The following is a 25,218-nucleotide window of genomic DNA, read 5'->3' as shown; positions in this document are numbered from 1 at the left end:
GCCGAACGGTAGAGGGCGCAACCGAACGGCAGAGGGAGCGAGCTGAGAAGAGTGCGCTGAGTGCGCGCGAGCCGTCGTGGTGGCCGAGGCGGTGTTCAGGTTCGCGCAGCCGGTGTGGTCGTCGAGGCGATACGGAGGCCTTGTTCAGCAGCCGTGGGCCCGAGGTGTTGTTCAGGTTGTTGTGGCTGTCGTGGTGGCCGAGGCGGTGCTCAGGTTCGCGTCGGCCGTTCCGGTGTCCGTGTCGGCCGTAGGCCCGCTCTTCGTGCCGCCCTCGCGAAGGTCGTCGCGTCCTGCACGGCCGCCGCGTGGGGGTCGTTGTTGAAGTAGACGTGTGCATCGGCGGTAGCCGGCCAGGTGTCGGCGATTCGGGTGGCCCAGGTCGACAGGCACCGGCGGCCGTAGTGGGGCCAGGGGTGGGCCCGGCCCTGGTGGAGGCGGAGGTAGGACCAGTCGGTGGTGCGCCAGAGGGGGGTGGCCGGGCGGGAGTGGGTGTCGGCCCAGCAGAGGGCCGCGCCGTGGGACTTGAGGACCTCGCGGATCTCGGGGGCCCACCAGGAGTCGTGGCGGGGCTCGACCGCGATCCGGGTGTCGGAGGGGAAGCAGCCCAGGCAGGTGTCCAGGAGGTCCGCGTCGGCCCGCAGCGTCGGCGGCAGCTGCAGCAGGATCGGGCCCAGACGGTCGCCCAGGCCCTGCGCGTGGCTCATCAGGCGGTGCACCGGCTCCTCGGGGTCCCGCAGCCGTTTGATGTGGGTCAGGTACCGGCTCGCCTTCACCGCGATCACGAAATCCCCCGGCACCCTGTCCCGCCACGCCTCGAAGTTCTCCCGCGTCGGCAGCCGGTAGAACGCGTTGTTGATCTCGACCGTGGCGAAGCCGGCCGCGTACTCCTCCAGCCACAGCCGGGTCGGGCAGCCCTCCGGGTAGAAGACGCCCCGCCAGTCCTGGTACTGCCACCCCGACGTGCCGACGAACAGGGTCATATGCCCATCGAACCACTACCGGCGAAGCCCCGCGGGAGCACCGCGGAAGCGCTACAGGTACAGGCCCGCGTCCGCCCCGCCCCTCGGCTCCGGCACCGACGTCGGTGACGTGCCGCGACGCAGTGCGTACAGCTCGGCCAGGGTCGCGCCCTCGCGGCCGACGCCCTCCTCCGTGCCGAGCCAGCCCACCGCCTCCGCGCGGGTCAGGGCGCCCACCTCGATGCGGGCGAGGCAGCGGCCGGGCCGGACCACCGCGGGGTGCAGGCGCTCCAGGTCCTCGTTGGTGGTGACGCCGACCAGGACGTTGCGGCCCTGGCCGAGGAGGCCGTCCGTGAGGTTCAGCAGACGGGAGAGCGCCTGGCCCGCCGTGTGCTTGGCCTCGCCCCGGATCAGTTCGTCGCAGTCCTCCAGGAGCAGCAGGCGCCAGCGGCCCTTGCCCGCGGAGTCCTCCTCGCCGATCGCGATGTCCATCAGATAGCCGACGTCGGAGAAGAGTCGCTCGGGGTCCAGGACGCAGTCGACCTGACACCAGTCCCGCCAGGAACGGGCCAGCGTGCGCAGCGCGGAGGTCTTGCCGGTGCCGGGCGGGCCGTGCAGCAGCAGGAGGCGGCCCGCGATGTCCTCGGGGGTCGTCTTCATCAGGTGGTCCATGGCGTCCGCCACCGGCGCCGTGTAGTTCGGCCGTACCTCTTCCCACGTGCCCGCCGAGATCTGCCGGGTCGTGCGGTGCGGGCCCCGGCGCGGCGAGACGTACCAGAAGCCCATGGTCACGTTCTCCGGCTGCGGCTCGGGTTCGTCGGCCGCGCCGTCGGTGGCCTGGCCGAGCACCTTCTCCGCCAGCTCGGCGGTGGTCGCGGTGACCGTGACGTCGGCGCCCCGGTTCCAGCGGGAGATCAGCACGGTCCAGCCGTCGCCCTCGGCGAGGGTCGCGCTGCGGTCGTCGTCCCGCGCGGCCCGCAGTACCCGGGCGCCCGGCGGCAGCAGGGTGGCGCCGGACCGTACCCGGTCGATGTTCGCCGCGTGCGCGTACGGCTGCTCGCCCGTCGCGAAACGACCGAGGAACAGCGCGTCGACGACATCGGACGGTGAGTCGCTGTCGTCGACGTTGAGCCGGATCGGCAGTGCGTCGTGTGGGTTGGCAGACATGGCGCCATGATCCGTCACCCAGGGCTCCCCGTGCACCCGCTTTCCGCAGTGCGCCGGTTGTGCAGGCCCCCGGCTCTTCCCCGCCCCGTTCCGTGGTGCGCCGGTGGTGCGGGCGGAAGCCCGCGCTCCCCGGCCACGGTCGGCCACACGGTCGGTTTCCTTGCCCGGAGTTCACCGGCGGAACCTCCCCCACCACGGGTCCGCCCGGTTACTGTTGCCCATGATGGGACGTCATGGGTGGAATTCGGGGGACCGGCGGTGGCGGCTCACCGCGCTTCTCGGAGTGGGGGCGGCCGTTCTGGCGCTCGTCGTGACCCTGCTCAACACCCTTCCCGGTAACGGCGGCAGCACCGCCGGCACCACGCGCGACGGCGACAAGGTGCACGGCACGCCCGCCACCCCGTCCAAGGACACCGGGCCCGACGTGGGCTGGGGCTTCACCCACACCCAGTTCAGCGCGGACGAGGGCAGCAAGTCGGCCGTGGAGCGCGTCGAGGAACGTCTCGGCGAGCAGCCCCTGCCTCAGATCCAGCACATCATGGGCTGGGGCGCCGACAACCCCGAACCCGTCAAGGGGCGTTACGACTTCGAGGAGATGGACCGGCGCATCGACTTCGTCCGCGCCACCGGCGGCACCCCCGTCGTCACCCTGTGCTGCGCGCCCGACTGGATGAAGGGCGACAGGTCCGGCGCCGACAGCACCGACTGGAGTCAGGCCGCGCTGGAGACCGCGCCCGAGCCCGAGCACTTCGCGGACTACGCCGCCCTCGCCGCGACCGTCGCCAGGCGTACCCGGACGTGCGGCACTTCATCGTCAATACGTCGAGACACGCTACGGGACCGCACGTCCGGTTGTGGTGCACCGGCAGGGAAATTCGCCGCCGCATACGAAGCTTCCCCGGAGGCCTCGCAGGCCTCCGGGGAAACTTCCTTTCACGTCGCGGCAGTTGCCGTTACGGGACGATCTGCAGCAGACGGTTCGGGGAACCGGTGCCCGGGCCGGTGACCTTGCCGGTGACGGCGCCGGCCGTCAGCGCCGAGGCGACCTGGGCCGGGGTGGCCGAGGGGTGGCCCGCCAGATAGACGGCGGCCGCGCCCGCGACGTGCGGGGTGGCCATCGAGGTGCCCGAGATGGTGTTGGTCGCGGTGTCGTTGGTGTACCAGCCGGCCGTGATCGACGAACCCGGGGCGAAGATGTCCAGGACCGAACCGTAGTTGGAGTAGCTGGCCCGGGCGTCCGTGCTGGTGGTGGCGCCGACCGTGATCGCCTCGGTGACGCGGGCCGGGGAGTACGAGGAGGCGTTGGCACTGCTGTTGCCGGCCGCGACGGCGTAGGTCACACCGCTGGATATGGAGTTGCGGACGGCCGTGTCGATGGCGGTGGAGGCGCCGCCGCCGAGCGACAGGTTGGCGACCGAGGGGCCGCTGTGGTTGGCCGTCACCCAGTCGATGCCCGCGACGACGCCGGCCGTGGTGCCCGAGCCGGCGTTGTTCAGCACGCGCACGGCCACGATCTTCGCCTGCTTGGCGATGCCGTAGGTCGAGCCCGCGATGGTGGACGCCACGTGCGTGCCGTGGCCGTTGCCGTCCTGCGCGACGCTGTCGCCGTCCACGGCGTCGTAGCCGTTGACCGCCCGGCCGCCGAACTGGGAGTGCGAGATGCGCACGCCGGTGTCGATGACGTACGCGGTCACGCCGCTGCCCGCGGTGTCCGGGTAGGTGTACGTGCCGGAGAGCGGCAGCGACGCCTGGTCGGAGCGGTCCAGGCCCCACGGGGCGTTGGACTGGGTGGCGTCGGCGGTGAAGACCTGGTTCTGTTCCACGGAGGCGATCGCCGGGTCGGCGGCCAGTCTCCCGGCCTCGGCCGCGGAGAGTTCGGCCGAGTAGCCGTTGAGCGCGGATTTGAACGTTCGCTTCACCGTGCCGCCGTACTCCTCGACCAGGTTCCTGCCCGCGCTCGACGCGGCCTTGAGGCCCGCGCTCTTCTTGAGCGTGACGACGTAGCTGTCCTTGATCGCGGTGGGGGAGCCGGCCGCGAGCACCTTGCCCTCGGCCGGGGCGGCCTGGGCGGGGAGCGCGGTGAGGCCGCCGAGCAGGGCGGCGGTCGCCATGGTGGTGACGGCGGCGACCCGGATGTTCCTGATGCGCAGGTGTGCCATTACGAGGGATTCCTCCTCATGGGCGGCGCACGCCTGGGTGGGGCGCGCGTCTGTGGGGGTGTGTGTGCGGGCTCGCACTCACAGCCAGGAGCGTCGCGTTCCGCTCGCGGCTGATAAGCAGACTGGGTGATCGAAGGGGGCAGCTCAAGGGAGTTGAGGGGTTGTCATGTTTCTGTCACGCGCGTGAAATCGAGCGGGCATGGAACGTGGTGGATACGTTCTGTTGCGAGAGGGAAAGTATTGACATGGACACTTCCGATCAACACGCGTAGTTGCTACGACGGTTGAGGCAGAGATCCTGCTAAAGGGAGGTTCCATGAGACGTTCCCGACTTGCGGCATACATGACCTCACTCCTCCTCGCCGTCGGCGCCGCCCTCACCGGGGCCGCGACGGCGCAGGCGTCCCCACAGGCCGCCGCCACCGGCTATGTGGCGCTCGGCGACTCCTACTCCTCGGGCGTCGGCGCGGGGAGCTACATCTCCTCCAGCGGCGACTGCAAGCGCAGCACGAAGGCCTACCCGTACCTCTGGGCAGCCGCCAACTCACCCTCGTCCTTCAACTTCACGGCCTGCTCGGGCGCCCGAACGGGTGATGTTCTGGCGAATCAGCTGGGACCGCTCGGCGCGGGCACGGGGCTCGTCTCCGTCAGCGTCGGAGGCAACGACGCCGGCTTCGCCGACGTCATGACCACCTGCGTCCTCCAGTCCGACAGCAACTGCCTCGCGCGCATCAACACGGCGAAGGCGTACGTCGACTCGACGCTCCCCGGCCAGCTCGACAAGGTCTACACGGCGATCAGCGCCAAGGCACCGGCCGCCCATGTGGTGGTGCTCGGCTATCCCCGCTTCTACCAGCTGGGCGGCACCTGCCCCGGCCTCTCCCAGGCCAAGCGGTCCGCCATCAACAACGCGGCGGACTACCTGAACACCGCGATCGCCAAACGCGCCGCCGACCACGGGTTCACCTTCGGCGACGTCCGCTCCGTGTTCACCGGGCACGAGCTGTGCTCGGGCAGCGCGTGGCTGCACAGCCTCAACCTGCTGAACGTGGGCGAGTCGTACCACCCGAAGGCAGCGGGGCAGTCGGGCGGCTATCTGCCGGTGTTCAGGAACGCGGCCTGACGGCCCCGTTCACGGCTGCTTCGCCGAGGGCTGCGGCCTCGTCGTCGTAGTCGAATTCGGAGTCGCTGTATTCGTCAGGGTTCTCCGAGTCGTCGGAGGGGGAGGTCCCGCCCGTGGTCGGGGCCTCCGTCTCGCACGTCACCGAGAACGCGACCGAGTTGGACGCGGCCTTCACCGGACCGCGGACCTCGACGCTGATCTCGTCCGCGTGGCTCCCGCTCGTCGAGACGACGACCTGGTCCTGCTTGGTCCTCTCGCCGCCGGACGCGAACGACAGGGTCTTCCAGCCCTCGTCCTCGACCTTGCCGTTCTTCGCCACCCAGCGGTACTCGACGTCCACGGGGACGCTGCCCACGGTGAACGTGGCGGTGAAGGTGGGCACCTCGGCGTCCGGCGGCGGGCAGGTGCCGGAGTAGTCGGTGTTCGCGCCCTCGACCGTCACCTCGACCGACTGCGCGGGCGGCTTGCTGGTCGGGGCCTCCTCGGATGTCTCGGAGGGGGTGTCGCCGTCGTCACTCGTGTCGCCGCCGCCGGGTTCCTCGCCCGTTCCGCCGTCGCCCGTCTGGTCGTTGGTGCCGCCCACCGCGCCCGTCCCGTTGGTCGGGTTGCCGTCCTTCCCACCGTCGTCGCGGTTGACCAGGGCGTAGGTCAGTCCGGCGATGGCGAAGGCGATCGCGGCGATACCGGCGATCAGGAAGACGAGGGCCCGGCGGTTGCGGTCCGGCTCGCGGGACGGCACCGCGGAGGGGTGGGTCGCGGCCGGAACGGGATGCGGCGGGGTCGGCGGCCCGAACCGGTTCGGGCCCGGCCCCGGGCTCGCGCTCGCGTCCGGACTCGGGAAGGCAGCCACCGTCGGGCTGTACGGGCCCGAAGCCACCGTGTCGGAACGCGGAGTACCCCCCGCGCCGATGATCCGCAGGTCCTGCTCGGCCTGCTCGGCGGAGATCCGGTCGGCCGGATCCTTGCGCAGCAGCCCCTCGATCACCGGCGTCAGCGGCCCGGCCCGGTGCGGCGGCGGCAGTTCCTCGTCGACGACCGCGCGCAGAGTGCTCAGCGGGGTGTTCTGCCGGAAGGGCGAGTTGCCCTCGACAGCCGCGTACAGCAGTACACCGAGCGACCACAGGTCCGACTCGGGGCCGAACGCCCGGCCGAGCGCACGCTCGGGGGCGAGGAACTCGGGGGAGCCGATGACCTCGCCGGTCATGGTGAGCGCGGAGCTTCCCTCGACCGTGGCGATGCCGAAGTCGGTGAGGACGACCCGGCCCTCGTTGGACATGAGCACGTTGGCCGGTTTCACGTCCCGGTGCAGCACCCCGGCCTCGTGCGCGGCGCGCAGCGCGGACAGTACCTCGGCGCCGATGTGCGCGGCGCGCTGCGGGTCGAGCGGGCCCTCGGCGTCCAGGAGGTCGGCGAGCGAGAGACCGCGCACCAGCTCCATCACGATCCACGGGCGGCCGTCCTCCATGGCCACGTCGTACACCGTGACGACATTGCGGTTGGCGACCCGCGCGGCCGCCCACGCCTCCCGCTCCAGCCGGGCGTACATCCGCTCGACGTCGGACACCGGGATCCCGCCCGGCGCCCGCACCTCCTTGACGGCGACCTCGCGGTGCAACACCTCGTCGCGGGCCCGCCACACGGTTCCCATGCCGCCCTCGCCCAGCGGGGTCAGCAGCCGGTAGCGGCCCGCGATCACCCGTTCACTGCCCGGATCTTCGGACACGGCCATCCCCCGTCACTCGCATCCGCCTGAAATCTCCACTCCGTGCGATTTCCCCACAAAAGTAGCTCAGCCGAGTGCGGATGTTGCCCCCCTGAACACCAAACCAGCCCCAAGGGCGACGACCAGCAAGGCCGACGCCAGCGGCACGGTGTTGCGCACCAGCGCGGCCGTCGGCCCGCCGAGCCGGCCTTCGCCCTTGTCCATCACGCGCGTCACCCAGCCGCCCGCCTTCACCACGGCGTACCCGGCCGCCGTCAGCGTGAGCGCGAGCCCGACGCCGTACGCCACCACGAGCAGCAGCCCGAACCACGCCTTGCCCAGCGCCGCCGCGCCGACCAGCACGACCACGGCCGACGGGCTCGGCACCATGCCGCCCGCGAAACCGAGCAGGATCGTGCCGCGCAGGGTGGGCGCGGTGGGGTGCGTGTGGGTGAAGCCGCCGTGGGTGTGCGTGACGCCGCCGCCGAAGAGGGAGCGCTTCTGCTCGGGGGCGTGGTCGTGGGTGTGCGGGGCACTGTGGTCGTGGTCGTGGTCGTGCTTGTGGTCGTGGCTGTGGGTGTGGGTGTGTGTCTCGGCCGGTGTCGGTGCAGGTGCGTGCTTGTGGGTGTGGGTCGCGACCGAGGCGTGGGTGTGCGTGTGGGGTGTGTGGGTTTCGCTGTGCGCGTGGGTGCGCGAAGGGGCGGCCTGGGCGAGTACGAGCTCGCGGTCGGGCTCGGGTGTGTGGTCGTGCGTGGGGGAGTGCCCGTCTCCGTGGCTGTGGGGGTGCTCGTGGTCGTGCCCGTGCCCGTGGTGGTGGTGATCGTGCTGGTGGTCATGGTCGTGCCCGTGCCCGTGCCCGTGCTCATGCCCGTGGTCGTGCGTGTGGCCGTGTTCCTGAGTATTCGCGTGCGCGAGCGTCAGCTTGCGGTTCAGCCACGCACGTCGTGCGAGTGTCACGCCGGCGCCCATCACGAACAGGCCGCTCGCGATGCCCAGCCAGGTGATCACGGACGGGGCGGCGGCGGAGCCGGCGAGAACGAGGAGGCCGAGGGCGACGACGCCCAGGGTGTGGGTGACCGTCACGGACGCAGCCATGGGGAGGACGTCGCGCATCCGGGCCCGGTCGCGGGCGGCGGCCGTGGCGGCCATCAGGGTCTTGCCGTGGCCCGGACCGAGCGCGTGCATGGCGCCAAGGAACATGGCGATGCCGAAGGCCAGGGCGCCGAAACCGAGGGTGAGGTCCTGGCTGGAGACCAGGTCGTCGAGGGCCCTGGTCCAGCGGTCCGCGCCACGGGGGAGGATCGAGGCACCGGGTGCGTCGCTCCGCTGCTCGGCCAGCGCCGGGCCGCCCGGCTTCACCTGGAGGGAGGCCGTCGCCGTGTCCTCCGGCGACTGCAGCAACTCCTCGGGGTAGCTGGTGAGCCGCTCCGAGACCGACTCCTCGGGCACGTCCGACCCGGCCAGGGTCATCCGGTCGCCCTGCGCGGTGACCTCGCGCCAGCCGGGCCCGGAGTCCACGGCCGCGTGGAAGCGTACGTCGGCGGCCCGGTCCGGCAGCGGAGCCGTCAGCCTGCACTCCACGCGCAGCGTCTTCAGCCCCGCCTGGCCCGGCCGCTCCTCGGCCCGGCTCGACCTGAGCGTCACCTCGACGGCACTCCCGTCGACGGTGACCACGCTGCCCTCGGCGGCCTTCTCACACCGCGCCCGGGCCCAGTCGCCCACGCCCTGCCGCTCGATGGCGGGCGCGGCCTGGGTCGCCGGGATCTCCGCGAGGTCCTCGACGTGGAGGATCTTCAGCTGTCCGGGGGTGGCGACCAGGCCGTCGTACCGGTTGACGGTGAAGTTGCCGAGCGGATGCGCGCTCGCCGTCCCGGTGGGGACGAGGACGAGCGCGCAGGTGGCCAGGAAGACGGCCGTGCCGGAGGCGAACACACGCCGGGGAGAGATCACTTGGCGGTCTCCAGAGCCTTCAGGGTCTTGCGGGCCTGTGCCGCGCCGAGCGGCGAGAAACCTGCGTTGAGACCGAGCGCCCCCTTCAGCGAGGCCCTGGCCTCCTTCTTGTCGCCGGCCGCGGCCTCGACCATGCCCCGGTGGTACAGGAACGTCGCGTCCTTGTAGCCGGTGGCGGTGGCGCGGCGGGCGTACGGCAGGGCCTCGTCGTCGCGGCCGTTGACGTGCAGCGCCCAGGCGAGGGCGTCCGCCGTGTGGACCGTTTCCCGGCGCTTCCATTCGGCCTCGGCGGCCCGCAGCGCGGCCTTCTCGTCGCCGTGGTCGGCGGCGGCCAGCGCGGTGTCGAGGTCGGCGTTGACGCCGTTGGACCGGGCGATGGCGGTGTAGGCGTTCACCAGCGCGTACTGGTCGCCCGCCTTGGTCCTGTCGCCCTTCGCCTCGTACAGCTCGCCGAGCACGACGAGCGGTCCGGGCAGCGGATAGGCGGACACGACCTGCTCCAGGCCGCGGATCGCCTCCGCGCTGTCGCCGCTCGCGGCCTGGGCGCGGGCTCGGCCCTCCAGCGCGGGGAGATAGGTGTCGTCGGCGCCGAGGGCGCGGGCGTAGTGGTCGAGCGAGGTCTTGTAGTCGCCCTGCCGCCAGGCGAGCTGGCCGAGCTGGGTGGCCACGTAGGCGATGTCGCCCCGTGTGGCCGCCGAGCGGAGGGCTTGCTCCAGGACGCGCCGGGCGGTCTTCACGTCGCCGCGCAGCTCGTACACGTAGGCGTACCGAGTGAACACGGGGATGCCGGGGCGGCGGGTGTCGGCGAGCTTCACCGCCTTCAACGCGTCGTCGTAGCGGCCGAGTTCGACCAGAGCGTCGACGCGGCTGCACAACGCCCTTTCGCTGTACGGGTTCTCCTTGAGCGCGCGGTCCGCGTACCGCAGCGCGTCGCCGAACTTGTGGCGGGCGGCGGCGAGGGCGGCGAGGCCCGCGAGCGCCGGATCGTTCTCCGGACGCAGCTTCAGCGAACGCCGCAGGGCCTTCTCGGCCTGCGGGTAGCGGGTGGAGTCGCCCTTGACGCGGGCCTGCTCGACGTAGGCGAGGCCGAGCGTGGACCAGGAGCCGAAGTCCCTGGGCTGTTCCTTGAGGTGCGTCTGGAGCAGCTCGACCGCCGTGTCGAGGTCGCCATGGGCGAGCTGCGCGGCCGAGACGCCCGCCGAGGTCGAGGTGGCCACCGTCCGGTCGTCGTCCCTGGCCCCCAGTGCCACGGCGAACCCGGTGAACGCGACGGCCAGCGCGGCCGCGCACGCGGTGAGCCGCAGCAGGTGTCGCCGGGCGGGTTCGGGCACGGGCCGACGGCCGGGCCCGGAAGCGGGCTCCGGGCCCGGCTCGGCCTTGGACGCAGGGCCGGGCTCGGCGATGTCGTGTCCGGGTTCGGTCTTGGATGCGGGCTCGGGCTCGGCGATGTCGTGTCCGGGCTCGGCGTCGGACGCGGGGCGGGACTCGGCGACGTCGCGCCGGTCGTCCTCGGCAGTCCCCTCGCCGGGGCGCGGACGCCCGTCCTCCGACGCGCTGTCGTTCGTACGCGGGGACATGCCCTCTCCTCAACATCCTTGCCGAGTGCGGTGGTCGTGACACGGTGGGGCGCGGCCCGCGCCGTGGGGGATGGATACGAGCGGGCCGCGCCGGTCTCGGTGACCGGGCCCCATGGGGAAGGGCCCGGTCGGGGCGGCCTAGTAGTAGGCGCGGTCGTTCCGACGGCGCCACCACAGCAGACCCGAGCCGATGAGCAGGACACCGGCAGCGCCGGCACCGGCCGAGGCGGCGATCAGCGTGGTGTCGTCGGTGCCGCTCTCGACGCCGGTGCCGATCGCGCTGCGTACGCTGTTCGTGGTGTTGCCCTGGACGGTCTTGCCACGCGAACCGGCCGTCGGCAGACCGACGTACGGGAAGGACTTGCCGAACTTCTTGTCGTTCTTGTTGACCGCGTCACCCAGGTCGTTGGGTGCGTCGACGAGTTCGCCCTCGACGACCTGCAGCGCGATGTCGATCACGTCGTCGGTGAGCCGGCGTCCGTTCGGGAAGCCCTGGTTGTCGCCGTCCAGCACACCGAGCCGCTTCGGCTTCTTGGTGGGCTCGATGGAGGTGTTGAGGCGCAGCTGCTCCGACGGGGTCACGTGCGGCGGCTGGTTGAGGCCCTCGACGCCCTTGAGGAAGACGTCGACGAGGTCGTTGCGCGGCTCCTTGGGCGCCGGGATCTTGTAGATCGCCTCGATGAGCTTGGGCAGCTCCGGCTCGGTGACGTTCTTCAGGAACTGGGCGTCGTCCGCCGGCGAGGACGCGTTGAACTTGTCCTTGTCACCGATGGGGTTGACGACCTCGTTCACCAGCGGCATGCCGAGACGCGAGACCTGGCGGTACTGGCCGTCGGCGCCCGCGCGCTGGGTCGTCGACCAGATGCCGACGATCGGCTGGTCCTTGGACTGGACGAGGGCCTCGCTCGGCACCTGCAGAGCGATCGAGTTGACGTTGTAGCCCTTGAGCGTGTCCCGCCCGACCTCGGAGAGGTCGCCGCCGTACAGCAGGTCGAAGACGCGCAGGTCCAGGAAGAACGGGTCGTCGGCCTGGCCGGCGTACGTCGTCACCCCGCTCGCCGTCTTGTAGACCGCCTCGTCGCGCAGCTTCTTGAAGTTCGGCATCGACGCCTTGCCGACGTTCGACGGCGCCACCCACACGTCGTCCGCGAGCCGCGTCTTGGAGACCGCGCGGCGGTTCTTGAGCTTGATGAGCTCGATGTCGTACGTCTGCGTGATGTTCAGGTCCGGGTCGTCGAGGCTCTCCACGACGCCCGTGTTGTACAGGAAGGTCTTGTCGTTCTTCGTCTTCGTCTTGAACGTGTACCGGAAGATCAGGTCTTCCTGCGCGTCGCCGTCCTGGTCGACGCGGATGTCGTACTGCGCGTCCTCGGAGAAGGTGAAGAAGTTCGGTCCGCCCGCGGGCTCCTCGAAGGGGATCCAGTTCGCGATGACCGTCGTCGTGTCCGGGTGGTCCGGGCTGACGAACGCGTACACATCGGTGTTGTCGAACTGGGGCTCACCCGAGATGAGGGGAGCCTCCCGGTGGCTGGAGGCGGAGGCCGCCCCCGGCTCCAGCACGGTCACGCCGGCGGCCGCGAGTCCGCCGGCGGCCAGCGAAGCGCAGATGAGGGACGCGACGCTCCTGCGTCCCGAGCCGCTCCTGGAAGTAGGTGTCATGACGTCCGTCCTCTGTGCCAACTTGCCTGACGAACGCCATTCGGAGCGGTCGGCAGGGTGGATTGGTCGAATCCCAAACGTTCTTACGGCGCGTTTGAAAGGTTGTTTCAGCGGAGAGCACGATTCGTTGATCCGATGTTCGGATCGGTCGACCGGTGACCCGCGTTTTGGGCAGCCTGATCCGTAACCCCATCCGGAGGTGGGTTCGTTGCGAATGCCCTACGCGCGGGGATGGCCGTGCTCGGCCGGAGGCGAGGGGGAGCGTGTGGAGGCGGACAAGCTTCTGGTCCAGGTGGCCGGAGGCGACCAACGGGCGTTCGAGGAGCTGTACGCACTGGTGTCCGGCCCGGTGTTCGGGCTGGTCCGCCGGGTCGTGCGCGATCCCGCGCAGTCGGAGGAGGTGGCTCAGGAAGTGCTGCTCGAACTCTGGCGCTCCGCGGGCCGGTTCGACCCCGTCCGCGGCAGCGCCCTGTCCTGGATACTCACCCTCGCGCACCGGCGTGCGGTGGACCGGGTGCGCAGCGCCCGCGCCGCCACCGAGCGCGAGCAGCGCGAGGGACGGCGCAACCACCACCCCGCCTTCGACCAGGTCGCCGAGGAGGTCGAGGCCGGACTCGAACGCCAGTGGGTGCGCCACTGCCTGGAGAAGCTCACCACCCTCCAGCGCGAGTCCGTCACCCTCGCCTACTACGACGGCTACACCTACCGTGAAGTGGCCGAGCGGCTCTCGCTGCCGCTCGGCACGGTCAAGACCCGTATGCGCGACGGACTCACACGGCTGCGCGAATGCCTGGGAGGAGTCGTATGAGCGCCCTGATCGGCCTCGTGGAACGCGGGGTCCCGTTCGGTCGCGCGGCCCGCGGGGCGTGCGTGGCGAGGGGAGGCGCGGCATGAGCCTGTTCCGCCGCGAGGACCTCCACTCGCTCGCCGCTCCCTACGCGCTCGACGCCCTGGAGCCCGACGAACGGCGCCGTTACGAGAAGCACCTGGCGGGCTGCGACCGCTGTCCGGCCGAGGTGCGCGCCCTGTCCGAGGACGCGGTCCGCCTCGCCTGGTCGACGGCCGCCCCGGCACCCGCGGAGATGCGCGAGAGGGTCTTCGCCGCCGTGCGCAACACACCCCAGGAGAGCCGGTCCCGGAGCGCCCGGTCCGCGCCGCCGCAGCATCTGCCGCGGCATGTGTGGGGCGCCGAGCCGCCACCGAGGTCGCGCGCCCGTGCGCCCCGGATGCGCTCTTTGTTCGTCCCGCTGGCCACCGCGACGGCCGCCGCCTCACTCGTCGTGGCGTCCCTCTTCGCCGTCCAGGCCGACCGGACCCGCGACCAGCTGGCCGCCGAGCGCGCGCAGGCCAGTGAGATCGCCCACGTTCTCGCCGCGCCGGACGCCCGCGCCAGCAGTGACCGGGACACGGAGGGCCACAGAATCGGAGTGATCGCTTCCGCCGAGGAGGGGAGCGCGATCGTGACCCTCAGCGGATTCGGGAACCTCCCGAAGAACCGGGTGCACCAGCTCTGGCTCATGCGCCCCGACGTGCAACCACGCTCCCTGGGTCTCTTCGACGGCGACACGCCCTTGGTCACCAGTGGAATGAACACCGATGCGACGTCACTCGCGGTGACCGTCGAACCCGACGGTGGATCAGCGCAACCCACCAGCCAGCCAGTTGTCCAACTCGCCCTGGAATCGGTCGGATTCGGAGAGTAGTCAACAACGCCGGGACGGGGTAGATGAATACCGGGACCGTGATTCCCGAGTGCTCCAACGGGGCGATATGGTTACGCTGCCCGGGCCGGGTGGACTCGTACGGGTGGGGAGTGACATGGAACAGATAACAGTGCGCAGGGCGCGAGTCCCTGCGATCACGTGCGGGAGCAGCGCGACCAGTTCGCGGCTCGACCGCCATCTCTCGGTGCTGAGCGGCCCCGCCGTTCCGCAGCGTGAGGCGGCCGACGCGACCTCGCTGATGCGTGAGATAACGTCACGTTCCCCGCAGGAGCGCAGCAGTCGCAAGGACACGCGTGTCGGCAGGGTCTCGCTGTTCGCACCCCTGAAGAGGCTGCGTCGCTCGCTGTTCGGCAGCCGCTAGACACCACAGCATCAAGGGCTTTCCCGCAGGAGGCCCGCGTTCAGGCGACCACACCGTCCCGGCGCAGCGCTGCGATCTCTTCGTCCGTCATCCCCGCGGCACGGAGCAGCGACCCGGTGTGTTCCCCGAGCGCGGGCACCGCACCCATCCGCGCCTCGTCCCCGCCCGGCAGCGTGATGGGCGGCAGCAGCGACCTGAGCGGCCCCACCGGTGAATCCACTTCCCGCCACCGGTCCCGGGCCGCCAACTGCGGATGCTCCGCCACCTCCGTGACGTCCCGTAGCCGCGCGCAGGCGATCCCCGCCGCCTCCAGCCGCGCCAGCGCCTCGTCGGTGTCCAGCACCCCGAGCGCCTTTGCGACCAGCTCGTCCGTACGCTCTCGGCGCTCGACCCGCGCGGGATTCGTCGCGAACGCCGGATCGTCCGCCAACTCCGGCCGCCCCAGCACCTGTTCGGCGAGCCGCCGCCACTCCCGGTCGTTCTGTACCGACAGCAGCACCCGCCCGCCGTCCGCCGTCGGATAGGCGTCGTACGGCGCGATCACCGCGTGCCCGAGCCCCGTCCGCGCCGGCGCGCTTCCGCCGTGCATCGTGTGGTGCAGCGGATGCCCCATCCACTCGGCCAGCGACTCCAGCATCGACACCTCAACCGGCCCGCCCCGCCCGGTCGTCCCCCGCCGTACGAGCGCCGCGAGCACCCCCGAGAACGCGTACATCCCGGCGGCGATGTCCGCCGCCGGGATGCCCGCCTTCACCGGCTGCTCCGGGGTTCCCGTCACCGACACCAGACCGGCCTCGCACTGCACGAGCATGTCGTAGGCCCGCTTGTCCGCGTACGGCCCCGACGCCCCGTAGCCCGAGATGTCCACGGCGATCAGTCGGGGGTGCGCGGCGCACAGCGTGGCGGCGTCCAGACCGAGCCGGGCCGCCGCGCCGTGCGCGAGGTTCTGCACGAACACGTCCGCGTCCGCCACCAGGCGCCGTACGACGGCCAGGGCGCGCGAGTCCTTCAGATCCAGCGCCAGGGACTCCTTGCCCCGGTTGCACCACACGAAGTGCGAGGCCAGACCCCGGGCGGCGGCGTCGTACCCGCGGGCGAAGTCACCGCCGTCCACCCGCTCGACCTTGATCACCCGTGCGCCGAGGTCGGCGAGCTGCCGGGTGGCGAAGGGCGCCGCGACGGCCTGCTCGACGGCGACGACGGTGATGCCGTCGAGGGGCAGGGGATCGCCGGTGCGGGGGAGTGGACGCATGCCGTGGATCATGTCCCCGCCGGAGCGCCGTTGTCACCAGGGCGTGCCGGGCGTCACATGCCCGGCCTCCCGCCCCGGCTCGACCGAGGTCCGGCCCGTCCCCCGGGCGGACCGGAGGTCACCTGTGCCCGGCGGCGTACGTGCGGACCGCGAGCGGCACGAACACCGCGAGCAGGACGGCGCACCAGAGCAGCGATCCTGCGACGGGATGGGCGACCGGCCAGGCGGCTCCCTCGGGCACGGGCGCGTTCCCGAAGAGGTCGCGCAGGGCCGTGGCGACCGCGCTGATCGGGTTCCACTCGGCGACCGTGCGCAGCCAGCCGGGCAGCCCCTCGGCCGGGATGTACGCGTTGGACAGCAGCGGCAGCAGGAAGGTCGCGCCGCCCAGCTGGCCGGCCGCCTCCTCGTTGCGGGTCAGGAGGCCCAGGAAGATGCCGATCCACACGGCCGCGAACCGGAACAGCAGCAACAGCCCGAACGCACCGGCCGCCGCGAGCGCGCCCCCCTCGATCCGCCAGCCCACCGCGAGCCCGACCAGCAGGAACGGCACCGTCCCGGCGGCCGTGACGAGCACGTCCGCCAGCGCCTGCCCCAGGGGGACCGCCGCTCGGCTCATCGGCAGGGTGCGGAAGCGGTCCATCACGCCCCGGTGTGTGTCCCCCGCGGCCTGGAACATGCCGGTCATGATCCCGCCGGCAGCGGTCGCCACCAGCAGACCGGGCACCAGGAACCGCCGGTACTCCTCGCCCGGCACCGCGAGGGCGCTGCCGAAGACGTACCCGAAGAACAGCAGCATCGAGATGGGCATCGTCTGGGTGAGGATCAGCAGCCCCGGGTTGTTGCGGACCCGCCGCAGCTGCCGGCCCAGCATCGCCGTGCCGTCGTACGCCAACGCGCTCATGCCGCACGCTCCTTGAGGTCGGTCCGGTCGGCGACGGTGCCCTCGGTGAGGCGGAGGAACACGTCGTCGAGGGTCGGCGGGCGCAGGCTCGCGTCGAGCAACGGCACGCCCGCCGCGTCGAGTTCACGGACGAGTCGGGGGAGTGTGAGCGTCGGGTCGAGCGAGACCGCGCCCACGGCGTGCCGGTCGTGGTCGAACGAGGGTTCCGCGCCGGTGAGTTGGTCGAGGACGCCCGCCGCCCCGGTCATCGCCTCCGCGTGGGCGACGACAACCTCCGCATACGAGCCGATGAGCGCCTTGAGCTGGGGCGGCGAGCCGCTGTGCGCGATCCGTCCCCGGTCCATCAGCACGATCCGGTCGGCGAGTTGATCGGCCTCCTCCAGATACTGCGTGGTCAGCAGCACGGTCGTCCCCTCCGCCTTCAGGGCGCGCACGGCGTCCCAGATCTGATTGCGGCTGACCGGGTCCAGCCCGGTGGTGGGCTCGTCGAGGAAGAGCACCGCCGGGTGCCGGATCAGGCTCGCCGCCAGGTCGAGGCGGCGGCGCATACCGCCCGAGTACGTGGACGCCGGCCGGTCGGCGGCCTCGGCCAGGCCGAAACGGTCGAGGAGTTCGCCCGCACGGGCCGCCGTGTCACGGACGCGGTGCAGCCGTGCGAACAGCCGCAGGTTCTGCCGCCCGGTGAGGTCGCCGTCCACCGACGCGTACTGCCCGGTCACCCCGATCGCCCGCCGGACCGCGCCCGGCTCCCGTACGAGGTCGTGGCCCGCGATCCGCGCGGAGCCCGCGTCCGGCCGCAGCAGCGTGGCCAGCAGCCGTACGGCCGTCGTCTTGCCCGCCCCGTTCGGGCCTAGCATCCCGACCACCGTGCCCTCCGCCACGGCCAGATCGAGGCCGCGCACGGCGTGGACGTCCCCGAAACTCTTCTCCAGACCCTCACTAAGTACAGCGTACGTAGTAGTCATGGGTCGACCATAGCGCACTACGTACGCTGTACGTAACTAGGATGGTGGCCGAGGTGATGATCGATGGCTGGCCGAGCGGCCGAACCCCAAGTGATCTGGGCGCGCCCCGAGCGCACCGGCCGAGGCCCGCGGCCCGCGTTCAGCCGCGTGGACATCGCGGCGGCGGCCGTGCGGCTCGCCGACGCGGGAGGTCTCGACGCGGTGTCCATGCGGCATGTCGCGGCCGAGCTGGGCTGCGGCACCATGTCGCTGTACAACTACGTGCCGCGCAAGGAGGACCTGTACGAACTGATGGTCGACGCCGTCGGCGGTGAGCACGAGCTGTGGGAGCCGAGCGGGGACTGGCGGGCGGACATGCGGCGGGTGGCGTACCAGTCGCGTGAGTTGATGCACCGGCACGCGTGGCTGCCGCGGCTGATGTCACCTGTGTACGGCTTCAGCCCCAACGCGTTGCGGTATCTGGAGCACTGTCTGACCTGCCTGGATCCGATCGAGGCGCCGTACGGGACGAAGATCCAGCTGCTGGCGATGCTGAACGGATGCGTGACGGTGTACGTCTCGAACGAGCTGGCGACGGCCGAGCGGACGCGGTCGTTGCCGTGGTCGGAGGAGCAGGAGAACCAGGTACGGATCGCGTATCTGGGGGGTCAGATCGCTTCCGGGGCGTATCCGCGGATGGCGGCGGCGTTCATGGAGGATGCGGGGCCGATCGATCTGGAGGCCGCGTTCGAGTGGATGTTGGGGAGGGTGCTGGATTCGTTCGCGCCGTAGGGGATTGCGGACGGTGGGCGGCTGTGGGTCCGGTGCGGGCTGGTCGCGCGGTTCCCCGCGCCCCTGGGGTGTACCCGGCCGCTTTGACGGTTCCCCTCTCCTACAACAACGTGAACTGGCCCTCCGGGCCCTCCTCGTGGTGGTCCAGGACCGAGGCGGGGCGTTGGGATGTGTCCGGGACCGGGAGTACGCCCGCCCCGCGCAGGTCGGCCGTCGTGATCGGCCGGTCGACCGTCAACTCGGCCTGCCTCGACCTCAGTTCCGCCAGCAGCGCGAGCACGGTGATCAGTTCGAGCAGCTCCGAGGTCCACGGCTGCGGCCAGGTCGTCGGGCGGATCGCCTCCAGCGTGCCCGGCTCCGCCTGTTCCGTTCTGCGGGTGAACCACTCCGCCAGGACGCGGACGCCGCCGACGTGGAAGTCCCAGGCTTCGGACGGAACGGGGGAGATACGGCCCTCGTCCACGAGGAGGGTCTCCTCGTCGCGGTCGTAGCGGAGTTCGAGGGGGCGGGAGGGGAGCGGGGCGCGGACGTAGGGGCGGCGGCCGCCCGGGAGTTTGGGCCGGTCGCCGTCGCGGCACATGAGCCGGCGGGAGCGGCGGCCCAGATCGACGCCGTGGGACCAGGCGTCTGGGTCGGTGGGCAGGGGGACCTCGACGCGGTTCGGGCCGGGGCGCGCGGCCACCAGGATCCAGGCGAGGACGTCGACGGGATCGACGGGGCCGGTGCCGAGACGTTCCCCGACATACTCCGGCAGCCCCGGTGCGAGGTTCGGCTCCCGTCCGCCCGGCCGTCGGTACAGGGGGCGGACGCGGCCGACGCGTGGGCCGTGGGGCGGGAGCAGGGGCAGGACGGGGGAGGCGAGGAGGACGGGGCCCGACGACGCCTCCGGAGCCGCCGGCTGCTCGACCACGAAGATCTGCCGCTCGTCCGCCACGCGCCACAGCTCGGGGCGGGCGGCGTCGATCAGGCGGTGGTCGGGGATGAGCCACTGCTCGTCGAACGGGGCGGCCAGGACACGCACCGGCTCGGGGCAGGGGCCCGACTCGCGGGCCAGGCGGCCGGTGCCGCTGGACTGGCCCGGCAGCTGGGTCACCGCCGAGGCCAGGGTGCGGGAGCGGGTGGGGGCGAACAGGGTCTCGCGGTCCGGGCCCTCCGCCTTCAGCAGGGCGTCCCAGCGGGCCTTCAGGGAGGCCGCGTCGGGGGCCGTGGGCCACCCCCGGCCCAGCCGTGGCGGTGCGACGGACCACGGCATGAGGTCCGCGAGCAGCGGAGCGTCGTCGGGCGTCACGTCGGGCATCGTAAGGCCTCGTCAGTGGGCGTCGAGGGTCACGGTGAACGAGAAGCGGTCGCCGCGGTAGTGGATGACCGCCACGTCGAGGACGCGGCCGGAGTCGTCATGGGTGACGCCCGTGTAGTGGAGGATCGGGCTGAGCAGGGGGACCTGGAGAAGCCGGGCGGTCTCCGGGTCGGCGATACGGGCCTCGACGGTGTCGGTGATCCGGCCGATGGCCACGCCCACGACATCGCGCAGGACCTTGGTCATCGGCCAGCGGAGCAGGTCGTCGTGGTCGATGCGTTCGGCCAGCTCGGGGCGGACGTAGTTGCGGGCGTGGTTGGTGGGCTCGCCCGTCCTCTCGTCGCAGCGCAGCCGGTGGTACGTGGCCACCTCGGTCAAGTCGGGGAAGTACTCGGAGAGTTCACCCGACAGGGGGGTGCTGCCCTGGTCCAGCAGCTCGGTCGTCATCCCCGACTGCTGGGCCACGATCGCGTCCACCGAGCCGAGCAGGCGTACGGGCGAGCCCCGCCGGGCGCTCGGCTCGATGAACGTGCCGCGCCGGCGGTGCCGGGTGATCAGCCCCTCGTCCTCCAGCTCCTTCAGAGCCTGCCGCATGGTGAGCACGCTCACCCCGTAGTGCCCGGCCAGCTGCTCCTCGGTCGGCAGCCGCAGGGGATCCCGGGGCGTTCGGCCGAGTATCGAGGCACGCAGGGACTGCGACACCTGATACCAGAGCGGCAGTTTGCGGTTCAGGACGATCGAGTCCGGAGCGAATGAGGTCACGACGGTATCCGTACCCGGCGCGGCGCGTTCAGCGCAACGGGCCGAAGTGACGCTGGAGCCCGGACCACACGTCGTCGTACCCCCGCTGCAGGTGCTCCGCGTCGGCCGCCTGCGCGGTCATGAGGATCGGCCAGCGCGTCTCGAACATGAAGGCGAGCCCGTCGTCGACCCGCTGGGGCTTCAGCTCCGCCGCGCTCGCCCGGTCGAAGGTCTCGCGGTCCGGGCCGTGCGCCGACATCATGTTGTGCAGCGAGCCGCCGCCCGGCACGAAGCCCCCTTTGCCGGCCGTCTTCGCGTCGTACGCGCCCTCGATCAGGCCCATGTACTCGCTCATCACGTTCCGGTGGAAGTACGGCGGCCGGAACGTGTCCTCGCCCACCAGCCAGCGCGGCGCGAACACCACGAAGTCCACTCCGGCCAGCCCCGGGGTGTCCGACGGCGACGTCAGCACCGTGAAGATCGACGGGTCCGGGTGGTCGTACGAGATCGACCCGATGACGTTGAAACGGCGCAGGTCGTAGACGTACGGCGTGTAGTTGCCGTGCCAGGCGACCACGTCGAGCGGGGAGTGGTCGTACGTGGCCGTCCAGAGGTTGCCGCAGAACTTGTTCACCACCTCCACCGGGCCCTCGACGTCCTCGTACGCGGCCACCGGTGCCCGGAAGTCACGGGCGTTCGCCAGCCCGTTGGCGCCGATCGGGCCGAGGTCGGGGAGGCGGAACGGGGCGCCGAAGTTCTCGCACACGTAGCCACGGGCGGAGCCGTCCAGGAGGTCGACGCGGAAGCGGACGCCCCGGGGGATCAGGGCCACCTCGCCGGGTCCTACGTGGAGCAGGCCGAACTCCGTGCGCAGGAGGAGGCCGCCGCGCTCCGGGACGATCAGCAGTTCGCCGTCCGCGTCGCTGAAGACACGCTCCATGGCGCAATCGGCGTGGTACAGGTGCACGGCCATGCCCGTGCGCTGGGCCGCGTCGCCGTTACCACCGAGCGTCCACAGGCCGCCGAGGAAGTCGGTGCCCGCCGGGGGCTCCGGCAGGGGGTCCCAGCGGAGGCGGTTGGGGTCGGGGACCGTCTCGGTGAAGGGGGCCGTGCGAAGGGCGCCGTTGTCCGTGCGCGTGAAGGCGGGGTGGGCGGCCGAGGGGCGGATCCGGTAGAGCCAGGAGCGGCGGTTGTGGGACCTCGGTTCGGTGAACGCGGTGCCGCTGAGCTGCTCCGCGTACAGGCCGAGCGGGGCGCGCTGCGGGGAGTTGCGGCCGTGCGGCAGTGCGCCCGGGACCGCCTCCGAGGCGTGTTCGTTGCCGAAACCGGAGAGGTGGTCCAACCCCTCGGCCGTCTTCCGCGCGTCCCCGCTCATGCCCGCTCCCTCGCACTCCTGATTCCTATGCTTCACCGTAGGATTCGGCCGGGGCGGGCGCAAGGGGACAGGGCGGCAACCGGACGCGACGGGACGTCGGCAGATCGGGTGCATCGGGCGGAGGAGAACCGGATGGGGAGGGGATCCGTCCTGTCAGTGCGGTGCTCTAGTCTCCCGGCAGGCCGTGGACGTGCGGATGTGTGCTGTCCGTCGTGCTCCACGGCTGAGCGGGAGCGGCGGTACCGGCCGTACTGATATTCGGACAGCTCATCGGACCTCGGCGGAAGGCATCATGAAGCCCGTGTCCCAGGCGACCTCCCTGCGCCGCGCACCCGTGCAGCGGCGCAGTGCCGAACGACTGACCAGGATCCTCGACGCCTGCGCCGACCTCCTCGACGAGGTCGGCTACGACGCGCTGAGCACCCGTGCCGTGGCGTTGCGCGCGGGTGTGCCCATCGGCTCCGTCTACCGTTTCTTCGGCAACAAGCGCGCGATGGCCGACGCGCTCGCCGAACGCAACCTGGACCGTTTCACCGACCGCGTCACCCGTCGCCTCCGGGCGGCGGGCGGCGGGGACTGGCGCACCGCGATGGACGCCGTCCTCGACGAGTACCTCGACATGAAGCGCAACGCTCCCGGCTTCGCCCTCATCGACTTCGGCAACCAGATCCCCGTCGGCGGCCACCGCCAGGAACCCAACCACCTCGTTGCCGACCGGCTGTCCGAACTGCTCTCCGCGTTCATCGACCGCACCCCCGACGAGGACCTCCGTCGTACCTTCCTCATCGCCGTGGAGACCGCCGACACCCTTGTCCACCTGGCCTTCCGGGTCTCCCCGGAGGGCGACCCGCGGATCATCCAGGAGATGCGGGAGCTGTTGCGGGCCTACCTCGCGCGCGTGCTGGACTGACGCCGGGCCGGGCCCGGGTGCGGGCCGTCCGAGTCGGGGTGCGGGCCCTCCGGGTCGGGGTACGGACCGTCCGGCCCCGCCCCCCGGGCGAGGCGGGGGCCGGGATCCGACCGGGTGTCGGTCACGCGAATTCCCGACTGGACCCCGGCAGGACCTCCCGGCGATGCATACCGGTCGGTATGCTCGGCCTCGGTGCCGCGTGCCTCCCCGTGCGCGGCCTCCGTCCGAGCGCCATCGTCGCAGCCGTCCCTCCGGGAGGACCCGTGTCCACCACCATCGACTCCCGCACCGCCCTGCGTATCTGCCCCCTCTGCGAGGCCACCTGCGGGCTCACCCTCACCATCGAGGGCACCCGGGTGACCAAGGCACGCGGTGACCGGGACGATGTGTTCAGCAAGGGATTCATCTGCCCGAAGGGCGCCTCCCTGGGCGCGGCCGACGGGGACCCGGACCGGCTGCGTACCCCGCTGGTCCGCAGGGACGGCGAACTGCGGGAGGCCACCTGGCAGGAGGCCTTCGACGCCGTCGCCGCCGGGCTCCGGCCCGTCGTCGAGGCCCATGGACCGAACGCGGTCGGCCTCGTCTTCGGCAACCCGAACGTGCACACCGTGGCCGGCGGCCTCTACCCGCCGCTTCTCGTCGGCGGCCTCGGCACCCGCAGCATGTTCAGCGCCTCCACGGTCGACCAGATGCCCAAGCACGTCTCCAGCGGACTGCTCTTCGGCGACGCCAACGCCATCCCCGTGCCCGACCTCGACCGCACCGACCACCTGCTGCTCCTCGGCGCCAACCCCCTGGAGTCCAACGGCAGTCTGTGCACCGCGCCCGACTTCCCCGGCAAGCTCAAGGCGCTCAAGGCGCGCGGCGGCACCCTCACCGTCGTCGACCCGCGCCTGACCCGCACCGCCAAGCTCGCCGACCGGCACGTGGCGATCCGGCCCGGAACGGACGCGCTGCTGCTCGCGGCGATGGCGCAGGTCCTCTTCGAGGAGGACCTCGTCGACCTCGGGGACCTCGCCCCGCATGTCCAGGGGGTCGAGGAGCTGGCCGTCGCCGTGCGGGAGTTCACGCCCGAGGCCGTCGCCGGGGCCTGTGACGTCGACGCCGGGACCATCCGCGCGCTCGCCCGCGAACTGGCCGCCGCGCCCACCGCCGCCGTATACGGTCGCATAGGCAGCTGCACCGTCCCGCACGGTACCCTCGCCAGCTGGCTGGTCGACGTGCTCAACATCCTCACCGGCAACCTCGACCGGCCCGGCGGCGCCCTCTTCCCGCAGTCGGCGACCGACAGGACGCCCCGGCCCGCCGGCCCCGGCCACGGCTTCGCGCTCGGCCGCTGGCGCAGCCGGGTGAGCGGCCACCCCGAGGCCAAGGGCGAGCTGCCGCTGTCCTCGCTCGCCGAGGAGATCGACACCGCCACGCCCGAGGGCAGCCCGATCCGCGCCCTCGTCACGATCGCCGCCAACCCCGTGCTCTCCGCACCCGACGGCGACCGCCTCGACAAGGCGCTCGGCTCCCTGGACTTCATGGTCAGCGTCGACCCCTACCTGGGCGAGACCGCCCGCCACGCCGACGTCGTCCTGCCGCCGCCCCCGCCCTCCCAGGCCCCGCACTACGACTTCGCGCTCAACACCCTGGCCGTACGCAACCAGGTCCGCTACAACCGTGCCGCCGTGCCCCTGGAGGACGGCCGCATGTCCGAGACGGAGATCCTCGCGCGGCTCGTCCTCGCCGCCACCGGCATGCACGGCGCCGACCCCTCCGCCGTCGACGACCTGGTCATCGGCCAGACCCTGGGCAAGGCCGTCAAGGAGACCCACTCGCCCGTGCACGGCCGCGACCCCGAGGAACTCGCCGCCCGGCTCACCGGCACGGGCGGCCCCGAGCGCCGGCTCGACATGATGCTGCGCCTCGGCCCGTACGGCGACGGCTTCGGCGCCGATCCGGACGGGCTGACCCTCGCGAAGCTGCTGGCCCACCCGCACGGCATCGACCTCGGGCCGCTGAAGCCGCGGCTGCCGCAGCCGCTGAAGACGGTGAGCGGCAGGATCGAACTGCTGCCGCGGCCGATCGTCGATGATCTGCCGAGGCTCCGCAGCGCCCTGCGGGAGCGCCCCGACGGCCTCGTCCTCATCGGCCGACGCCACCTGCGGTCCAACAACAGCTGGCTGCACAACATCCCCGCCCTCACCGGCGGCACCAACCGCTGCACCCTGCACATCCACCCCGACGACGCGAGCCGCCTCGGACTCGCCGACGGCGACGCCGTACGGATCAAGGGCGCCGGGGGAGAGGTCACCGCTCCCGTCGAGGTCACCGACGTCGTACGGCGCGGTGTCGTCAGCCTTCCGCACGGCTGGGGACACGACCGCCCGGGCACCCGGATGAGCCACGCCGCGATCGACCCCGGGGTGAACGTCAACCAGCTCCTCGACGGCTCGCTGCTCGACCCCCTGTCGGGCAACGCGGTCCTCAACGGCATTCCCGTGGAGCTGTCCTCAGCAGGCGCAACGCTGTGACCTGGAGTTCTGCTCTTATTGCTCGCATGTCAACGTCTTGTTAAGGCTTGTGGACCCGCCCTAACGTCGTCGCACCGCCGGTGCCCTGGTGGGAGTTCAAGGGCGA

The 25,218-nt window shown here is 71.8% G+C and carries 20 protein-coding genes and 1 pseudogene; 8 read left to right on the top strand and 13 right to left on the bottom strand.

The window, feature by feature from the left end; genetic code table 11:
* Positions 1 to 209: 209 nt before the first annotated feature.
* A complete protein-coding gene (locus tag OG858_RS09580) occupies positions 210 to 980 on the bottom strand; it encodes a DUF72 domain-containing protein (protein WP_086750458.1) in 771 nt (256 codons plus the stop codon).
* A gap of 51 nt (positions 981 to 1,031) precedes the next feature.
* Positions 1,032 to 2,126 carry a DUF5925 domain-containing protein gene (locus tag OG858_RS09575; protein WP_319067162.1) on the bottom strand — a complete coding sequence of 365 codons (1,095 nt, stop codon included), beginning with the start codon at positions 2,124 to 2,126 and terminating at the stop codon, positions 1,032 to 1,034.
* Positions 2,127 to 2,349: 223 nt separating this feature from the next.
* Between OG858_RS09575 and OG858_RS09570 the strand changes: the two are divergent.
* Positions 2,350 to 2,942 (top strand): annotated as a pseudogene (locus OG858_RS09570) (xylan 1,4-beta-xylosidase); the annotation flags it as partial.
* A 137-nt stretch (positions 2,943 to 3,079) separates the two neighbouring features.
* Here OG858_RS09570 and OG858_RS09565 read toward each other — a convergent pair.
* Positions 3,080 to 4,285 carry a S8 family peptidase gene (locus OG858_RS09565; RefSeq protein WP_319263457.1) on the bottom strand — a complete coding sequence of 402 codons (1,206 nt, stop codon included), beginning with the start codon at positions 4,283 to 4,285 and terminating at the stop codon, positions 3,080 to 3,082.
* Between the two features lie 316 nt (positions 4,286 to 4,601).
* On the opposite strand from OG858_RS09565, the gene OG858_RS09560 reads away from it, so the two are divergent.
* A complete protein-coding gene (locus OG858_RS09560; protein WP_319067164.1) occupies positions 4,602 to 5,408 on the top strand; it encodes an SGNH/GDSL hydrolase family protein in 807 nt (268 codons plus the stop codon).
* Here the strand turns inward: OG858_RS09560 and OG858_RS09555 are convergent.
* The 4 genes from OG858_RS09555 to OG858_RS09540 all read right to left on the bottom strand — a co-directional run bounded on the left by OG858_RS09555 (position 5,392) and on the right by OG858_RS09540 (position 12,296).
* Positions 5,392 to 7,137, bottom strand: a complete 1,746-nt coding sequence (locus OG858_RS09555; RefSeq protein WP_328544991.1) for a serine/threonine-protein kinase — start codon at positions 7,135 to 7,137, stop codon at positions 5,392 to 5,394. The two genes, OG858_RS09560 and OG858_RS09555, sit on opposite strands and share 17 nt — an antisense overlap.
* Positions 7,138 to 7,197: 60 nt before the next feature.
* Entirely contained in the window at positions 7,198 to 9,060 is a 1,863-nt protein-coding gene (locus OG858_RS09550) for a HoxN/HupN/NixA family nickel/cobalt transporter (protein ID WP_328544992.1), read from the bottom strand.
* Entirely contained in the window at positions 9,057 to 10,637 is a 1,581-nt protein-coding gene (locus OG858_RS09545; RefSeq protein WP_328544993.1) for a tetratricopeptide repeat protein, read from the bottom strand. The genes OG858_RS09550 and OG858_RS09545 overlap by 4 nt, the downstream gene beginning before the upstream one ends.
* Before the next feature lie 138 nt (positions 10,638 to 10,775).
* A complete protein-coding gene (locus tag OG858_RS09540) occupies positions 10,776 to 12,296 on the bottom strand; it encodes a DUF4331 domain-containing protein (RefSeq protein ID WP_086751570.1) in 1,521 nt (506 codons plus the stop codon).
* A gap of 265 nt (positions 12,297 to 12,561) precedes the next feature.
* On the opposite strand from OG858_RS09540, the gene OG858_RS09535 reads away from it, so the two are divergent.
* From OG858_RS09535 to OG858_RS09525, 3 genes are all read left to right on the top strand, one after another.
* Positions 12,562 to 13,104 (top strand): sigma-70 family RNA polymerase sigma factor, encoded by a 543-nt coding sequence (locus OG858_RS09535; RefSeq protein ID WP_086751569.1) that lies wholly within the window; start codon positions 12,562 to 12,564, stop codon positions 13,102 to 13,104.
* An 82-nt stretch (positions 13,105 to 13,186) separates the two neighbouring features.
* The gene (locus tag OG858_RS09530) at positions 13,187 to 13,999 is read left to right on the top strand and encodes an anti-sigma factor (RefSeq protein ID WP_086751567.1); all 813 of its coding nucleotides are present in this window, start codon (positions 13,187 to 13,189) and stop codon (positions 13,997 to 13,999) included.
* A gap of 115 nt (positions 14,000 to 14,114) precedes the next feature.
* Positions 14,115 to 14,381: a hypothetical protein gene (locus OG858_RS09525; protein ID WP_086751565.1), complete on the top strand. Its 267-nt coding sequence runs from the start codon at positions 14,115 to 14,117 to the stop codon at positions 14,379 to 14,381.
* 40 nt (positions 14,382 to 14,421) lie between these two features.
* Here OG858_RS09525 and OG858_RS09520 read toward each other — a convergent pair whose 3' ends face one another.
* The 3 genes from OG858_RS09520 to OG858_RS09510 form a co-directional block, all read right to left on the bottom strand.
* Positions 14,422 to 15,645, bottom strand: a complete 1,224-nt coding sequence (locus OG858_RS09520; protein WP_319067167.1) for a CaiB/BaiF CoA transferase family protein — start codon at positions 15,643 to 15,645, stop codon at positions 14,422 to 14,424.
* A 106-nt stretch (positions 15,646 to 15,751) separates the two neighbouring features.
* Positions 15,752 to 16,534, bottom strand: coding sequence for an ABC transporter permease (locus tag OG858_RS09515; protein ID WP_319263444.1), 783 nt, complete (start codon positions 16,532 to 16,534; stop codon positions 15,752 to 15,754).
* On the bottom strand, positions 16,531 to 17,499 hold the full coding sequence (locus OG858_RS09510; RefSeq protein WP_086747121.1) for an ATP-binding cassette domain-containing protein: 969 nt from the start codon (positions 17,497 to 17,499) through the stop codon (positions 16,531 to 16,533). Before OG858_RS09510 ends, OG858_RS09515 begins: the two co-directional genes overlap by 4 nt.
* A gap of 63 nt (positions 17,500 to 17,562) precedes the next feature.
* Between OG858_RS09510 and OG858_RS09505 the strand changes: the two genes are divergently transcribed.
* Positions 17,563 to 18,270, top strand: a complete 708-nt coding sequence (locus tag OG858_RS09505; RefSeq protein WP_086747120.1) for a TetR/AcrR family transcriptional regulator — start codon at positions 17,563 to 17,565, stop codon at positions 18,268 to 18,270.
* Between the two features lie 100 nt (positions 18,271 to 18,370).
* Here OG858_RS09505 and OG858_RS09500 read toward each other — a convergent pair whose 3' ends face one another.
* The 3 genes from OG858_RS09500 to hmgA are packed head-to-tail and all read right to left on the bottom strand — an operon-like array spanning position 18,371 to position 21,683.
* Complete coding sequence (locus OG858_RS09500) at positions 18,371 to 19,567, bottom strand: type ISP restriction/modification enzyme (RefSeq protein WP_319067169.1); 1,197 nt, start codon at positions 19,565 to 19,567, stop codon at positions 18,371 to 18,373.
* 12 nt (positions 19,568 to 19,579) lie between these two features.
* Positions 19,580 to 20,329: a GntR family transcriptional regulator gene (locus OG858_RS09495; RefSeq protein WP_319263440.1), complete on the bottom strand. Its 750-nt coding sequence runs from the start codon at positions 20,327 to 20,329 to the stop codon at positions 19,580 to 19,582.
* A gap of 28 nt (positions 20,330 to 20,357) precedes the next feature.
* Entirely contained in the window at positions 20,358 to 21,683 is a 1,326-nt protein-coding gene (gene hmgA, locus OG858_RS09490; protein ID WP_319067171.1) for a homogentisate 1,2-dioxygenase, read from the bottom strand.
* A gap of 292 nt (positions 21,684 to 21,975) precedes the next feature.
* Here hmgA and OG858_RS09485 point away from each other — a divergent pair, with 292 nt between their 5' ends.
* Together OG858_RS09485 and OG858_RS09480 are read left to right on the top strand one after the other, a co-directional pair.
* The gene (locus OG858_RS09485; RefSeq protein ID WP_086753298.1) at positions 21,976 to 22,593 is read left to right on the top strand and encodes a TetR/AcrR family transcriptional regulator; all 618 of its coding nucleotides are present in this window, start codon (positions 21,976 to 21,978) and stop codon (positions 22,591 to 22,593) included.
* 263 nt (positions 22,594 to 22,856) lie between these two features.
* Complete coding sequence (locus OG858_RS09480; RefSeq protein ID WP_319067173.1) at positions 22,857 to 25,112, top strand: molybdopterin oxidoreductase family protein; 2,256 nt, start codon at positions 22,857 to 22,859, stop codon at positions 25,110 to 25,112.
* The last annotated feature ends 106 nt before the right edge of the window (positions 25,113 to 25,218 follow it).

It is taken from the genome of Streptomyces europaeiscabiei (assembly GCF_036346855.1).
Classification (GTDB): Bacteria; Actinomycetota; Actinomycetes; order Streptomycetales; family Streptomycetaceae; genus Streptomyces; species Streptomyces europaeiscabiei.
The sequence above is the reverse complement of the archived record's forward strand: the minus strand, read 5'-3'. Positions and strand labels throughout refer to the sequence as shown.

Coding starts and splice junctions, on each gene's coding strand:
- OG858_RS09505 (WP_086747120.1), top strand. CDS start 17,563: ATGGCTGGCCGAGCGGCCGAACCCCAAGTGATCTGGGCGCGCCCCGAG.
- OG858_RS09575 (WP_319067162.1), bottom strand. CDS start 2,126: ATGTCTGCCAACCCACACGACGCACTGCCGATCCGGCTCAACGTCGAC.
- OG858_RS09555 (WP_328544991.1), bottom strand. CDS start 7,137: ATGGCCGTGTCCGAAGATCCGGGCAGTGAACGGGTGATCGCGGGCCGC.
- OG858_RS09530 (WP_086751567.1), top strand. CDS start 13,187: ATGAGCCTGTTCCGCCGCGAGGACCTCCACTCGCTCGCCGCTCCCTAC.
- OG858_RS09580 (WP_086750458.1), bottom strand. CDS start 980: ATGACCCTGTTCGTCGGCACGTCGGGGTGGCAGTACCAGGACTGGCGG.
- OG858_RS09540 (WP_086751570.1), bottom strand. CDS start 12,296: ATGACACCTACTTCCAGGAGCGGCTCGGGACGCAGGAGCGTCGCGTCC.
- OG858_RS09510 (WP_086747121.1), bottom strand. CDS start 17,499: ATGACTACTACGTACGCTGTACTTAGTGAGGGTCTGGAGAAGAGTTTC.
- hmgA (WP_319067171.1), bottom strand. CDS start 21,683: ATGAGCGGGGACGCGCGGAAGACGGCCGAGGGGTTGGACCACCTCTCC.
- OG858_RS09500 (WP_319067169.1), bottom strand. CDS start 19,567: ATGCCCGACGTGACGCCCGACGACGCTCCGCTGCTCGCGGACCTCATG.
- OG858_RS09545 (WP_328544993.1), bottom strand. CDS start 10,637: ATGTCCCCGCGTACGAACGACAGCGCGTCGGAGGACGGGCGTCCGCGC.
- OG858_RS09560 (WP_319067164.1), top strand. CDS start 4,602: ATGAGACGTTCCCGACTTGCGGCATACATGACCTCACTCCTCCTCGCC.
- OG858_RS09520 (WP_319067167.1), bottom strand. CDS start 15,645: ATGATCCACGGCATGCGTCCACTCCCCCGCACCGGCGATCCCCTGCCC.
- OG858_RS09565 (WP_319263457.1), bottom strand. CDS start 4,285: ATGGCACACCTGCGCATCAGGAACATCCGGGTCGCCGCCGTCACCACC.
- OG858_RS09515 (WP_319263444.1), bottom strand. CDS start 16,534: ATGAGCGCGTTGGCGTACGACGGCACGGCGATGCTGGGCCGGCAGCTG.
- OG858_RS09485 (WP_086753298.1), top strand. CDS start 21,976: ATGAAGCCCGTGTCCCAGGCGACCTCCCTGCGCCGCGCACCCGTGCAG.
- OG858_RS09525 (WP_086751565.1), top strand. CDS start 14,115: ATGGAACAGATAACAGTGCGCAGGGCGCGAGTCCCTGCGATCACGTGC.